This is a genomic window from Protofrankia sp. CiP1_Cm_nod2 (assembly GCF_920664355.1).
Lineage (GTDB): Bacteria > Actinomycetota > Actinomycetes > Frankiales > Frankiaceae > Protofrankia.
This window is the reverse complement of sequence record NZ_CAKKTL010000043.1, coordinates 1-3,518: the sequence shown is the minus strand read 5'-3', so window position 1 is coordinate 3,518 and position 3,518 is coordinate 1. Positions and strand designations below refer to the sequence as shown.

Here is a 3,518-nt window from a genome sequence, read left to right as displayed (position 1 = left end):
CCTATCTTTTCTCGGTTGAGGCGCCAGCACCATTGCCCGATGCTGGGGCGGCATCGGTAGAGTCATGCCATTCACGCAGGTTCTGTACCACCTCCTCGTAGAATTTCTCCAGTGTGTCCACCACCGATGTGACGAATGTACCTTTCCCGGCGCCACGTTTCGCACCAAGAGGAGCACTCAGGGAAATACGAAAGGCCCGAATCTCACAAGCCGAGCCAGTGATTAAAAGCTCCGGCTTCTGACGCACCAAGGCAAGAAGATCGGCTCGGGCAGCCTCTCGCGAACCTTGGTCGAAAGATTCAACCCGTAGATTCCCGTTTGCATCCGCGAGCTGCTTCATAATCCACTTCACTCGGGTGAGCGGCCGTCCTTGGCGAGGAGCGTCGATGCTGACCGAGCATCCAACCCGGCCCACACGCAGGTCCGCTGTCACAGTCACCGGGCCGACCGTTCCAGGGATCCGCAGCATCGTGGACAGGGTACCGTTCCGGCACAGTTCCTCGGCCAATGCATGCCGTCGCTGCGCCGCGTCCACCCGCCGGTTCAGGTGAGGGAGGACCTCGATACCCAGCAGCCCACCCAGGTGCAGGCACAAATAATGGGCAAGCTGATCGAAACGTTCGGCGACGGAAGGCAGTCCTTTATCCGCCGGTCGCAGCGTACCCACCGAGACACTGTCCCTCACAGCCACCCAGTGAGGCCCCATGTCGTCGAATTTGTCGGCGCCCGAACGTGGGTGGTCAAGGTACCGGAGGAACTCGGTGAGAATGTATTCTTGAGTGGCGTCCGCCACCGAGCTATTTTCGAGCAGAAGCTGGCAGCGGAATCTTATCTCTGCCCATGAAAGGTGATGAATGCCGACTTTCTTCGTTTTTCTCCCGTCGATCGCGACGGGGTGCCGTTCGTCCGCCGTTGTGATCAGGTTGGAGACGGTGATGACGGCATCGAATCGCTGTTCCCGAGCGATGTCCAGGTATGCCTCGACCTGCTCCGGGCGCAGTTCCCCCGTCCCGGTCTTCGCCTCGACCAGCGCCGTCCACGTACGCTGCCCCCGCGTCACCCGGATCAACCCGTCCGGCCGGTAAGGCTCGTCACCCCGGCTGAATGGAACCTCGATGAACGTCTCGACCTGGCCGGCGGGCGCCCCGAACCGGGTCGTCAGAGCGCGGCCGAACTCGCGCACGGATCCCACGACGGCGAGCAGAGCCGAGGTCGCACGCCGCTCCTGCTCCCCGGCTCCACCGATACCCGCCACCGGGAACAGCCTCGCCGACTGCCAAGCCTCCTTCGCATCCCCGGCATCCAACCGCCTCACCTTCGAGGCCGACAGCCGCCTCGCGGGCCTGCGTTTCTTCGTGGTCACCGTCTGGGTTCGCCGCTCCCTGGCCGGGGCTGGCGGGCGGGACACACTTGCCGGACCCACATCGTTGGGAGCATCTTGCACGGCGCTGGAGCCACCACTGACCGCGGAATCGGCGCCAGCGGGCGCCGCTGGCTCGGCGCGGCCGGGTGTCGGGCTTTCTTCCTCGTCAGCATCGACCTCGATGCCGTATTCGGTGACGAGTGCCGCCAGGCCGGTGTCGTATCCCTGACCGATCGCGCGGAACTTCCATTGCCCGGTACGGCGGTAGACCTCTCCGAGTACGAACGCTGTCTCAGTTGAAGCGTCCGTGACGTCGAAACGAAGCAGCTCCGTCGCGTCGGACCCGCGCAGCAGCCGCAGCCGCAGGTACTCCAGCCGCCCGAAGCCGTCCCCGGCCTCGCCGTCCAGGCTGGCGGCGAGCAGTACCCGTTCAACGCTGTCCGGGACGTCGTCCATGTCGACCTCAACGACGTCGGTGAAGGCCGTGTACCTCTCCTCCACACTGGAGGTCTTTCCACGGAGCCGGACCGCCCCACCCGCCCCGGACGGCTGGTTGTAGAAGACGAAATCGTCGTTTGACCGGACCTTGCCGTCGTCCCCGAGCAGGAGAACGCTCACATCCGCGTCAAGCGGATGCCCCTTCTCGGCAGCCCACTCAAGAATGACCGAGACAGAACCGATTTCGTCAGCCAGGGCACTGAGGGTGACGTTTCCCCCCTTGCGCATGGCCGCAACCGTCGCAGCGCACATACCGGGACCATATCCCCAAGACCTTGACCGGCAGAAAGCCCACTGGAATCACTACATCGGATCACTGTCGAGAAATCAGACACACAAGCGACACGCACTCTGCCGGCAGACAACCAAGGTTACCGACTGACTACCATGAGTGGTGAAGTATCGGACCAGCTCATCGTCGACCGGTACAACGCCGCAGCGAGCGAGGCGGCCGAAGGCTGCGATAGCACCGTCACACAGGCGACCAAGCTGGCGATCGAGACTCGGGACACCCTCATCCGTCAGGGAAAGCCGGTCACCATCCTCGCCATGCTGCGCGATGCCGCTCTGCGGGCGCATGAACTCGCCAAGGTGCGGGGCATCAACGTTCTCATCACCGACGTCGAGCGGCTCGCTGGCTCTTGGCCTCCACCTGGAAGCACCCTGCCCTGGGGCACCGCCCTTAAGAAGAGGGCGATTTGGGCCACTAAACCCTAATAGCACGCGACTGGGCGTCGATTTTGTAACGATCTTTAAGTGGGTTCGGCCTGTCCTGGCGCGGGTTGCGGACGGGTGCCGGCCAGTCGACGCGCCGGGTGCGTCCGGAATGCGCTAGATGCGGCAAAACTCCCGGTAGGACGCGGGTTGCTGAGACCTCACGTCGGAAACCAGGAGCTTCGGTGCCCCAGTCTGCTATGCCCGGCAGAGCATCTTCGGCCGGCTCACCAGCGAGACCGTCACCCAGGACCGGTACACCATCCTCGGCTACCTGCGCACCGCCACCCAACACGGCCACGACATGATGACCACCCTGCGTCAGGCGTTCACCGGCCAGCCCTGGATCCCGGACTGGCCCACCGCCCCCACCTGACCAAGCAGCACGCTCATCCACATCCCACACCGGAAGGCACCCGCCAACCGGCCATCACCCCACGCCACGAACCGGAACCCTCAGCACACCCGCTGAATGAATACCTCAATCGGCGGCGGTCGGTAAGCCACATGGGATTGTGTTCGCCGGCTCATGTCCGGACAGGCGTGCCAGAACGTCTCCTACGCCGCGGGACGAGGGACGACACGGACGTCGAGGTCGGCGTCGAACGCCTCGGCGAGCCGTTCCAGCACAGGCAGTGTCGGTACGGTGCCACCGGCCTCGAACCGCGCCACCGCCGACTGCGGTCATGCCGGCCGCACGGGCCAGGGTGAACGGCGGTTATTCCTCACCGAGAATCCGTAGACCGTGGTGATCCCTGAAGTAGGAGTAGTCCTTGAGGTTCAGGGTGGCGAGTGGCAGGTTATGGGTGAGGCAGCAGGCCGCGATCCACATGTCGTTGACCGGGCGGGGCTGTCCTGCCCGGGTGGCGTCCGCGGAGAGCCTGCCCCAGGTGGCAGCGACTGCCTCGTCGCCGGGCAGCACGGGGATTCCGGAAAGCCAGTC

Annotated in this window: 3 protein-coding genes and 1 pseudogene; 1 reads left to right on the top strand and 3 read right to left on the bottom strand. The window is 64.4% G+C overall.

The window, feature by feature from the left end:
* Position 1: 1 nt before the first annotated feature.
* Positions 2–2,089 (bottom strand): TerD family protein, encoded by a 2,088-nt coding sequence (locus NBW84_RS07100; RefSeq protein WP_250282859.1) that lies wholly within the window; start codon positions 2,087–2,089, stop codon positions 2–4.
* 159 nt (positions 2,090–2,248) lie between these two features.
* Between NBW84_RS07100 and NBW84_RS07095 the strand changes: the two genes are divergently transcribed.
* Positions 2,249–2,578, top strand: a complete 330-nt coding sequence (locus NBW84_RS07095; protein ID WP_250282857.1) for a hypothetical protein — start codon at positions 2,249–2,251, stop codon at positions 2,576–2,578.
* A 555-nt stretch (positions 2,579–3,133) separates the two neighbouring features.
* On the opposite strand, the pseudogene NBW84_RS24130 reads toward NBW84_RS07095, so the two are convergent.
* Together NBW84_RS24130 and NBW84_RS07090 are read right to left on the bottom strand one after the other, a co-directional pair.
* Positions 3,134–3,281: pseudogene (locus NBW84_RS24130) on the bottom strand (helix-turn-helix domain-containing protein); the annotation flags it as partial.
* A gap of 12 nt (positions 3,282–3,293) precedes the next feature.
* Positions 3,294–3,518: PIN domain-containing protein (locus tag NBW84_RS07090; RefSeq protein WP_445548657.1), on the bottom strand; the 225-nt coding region annotated here is incomplete at its 5' end.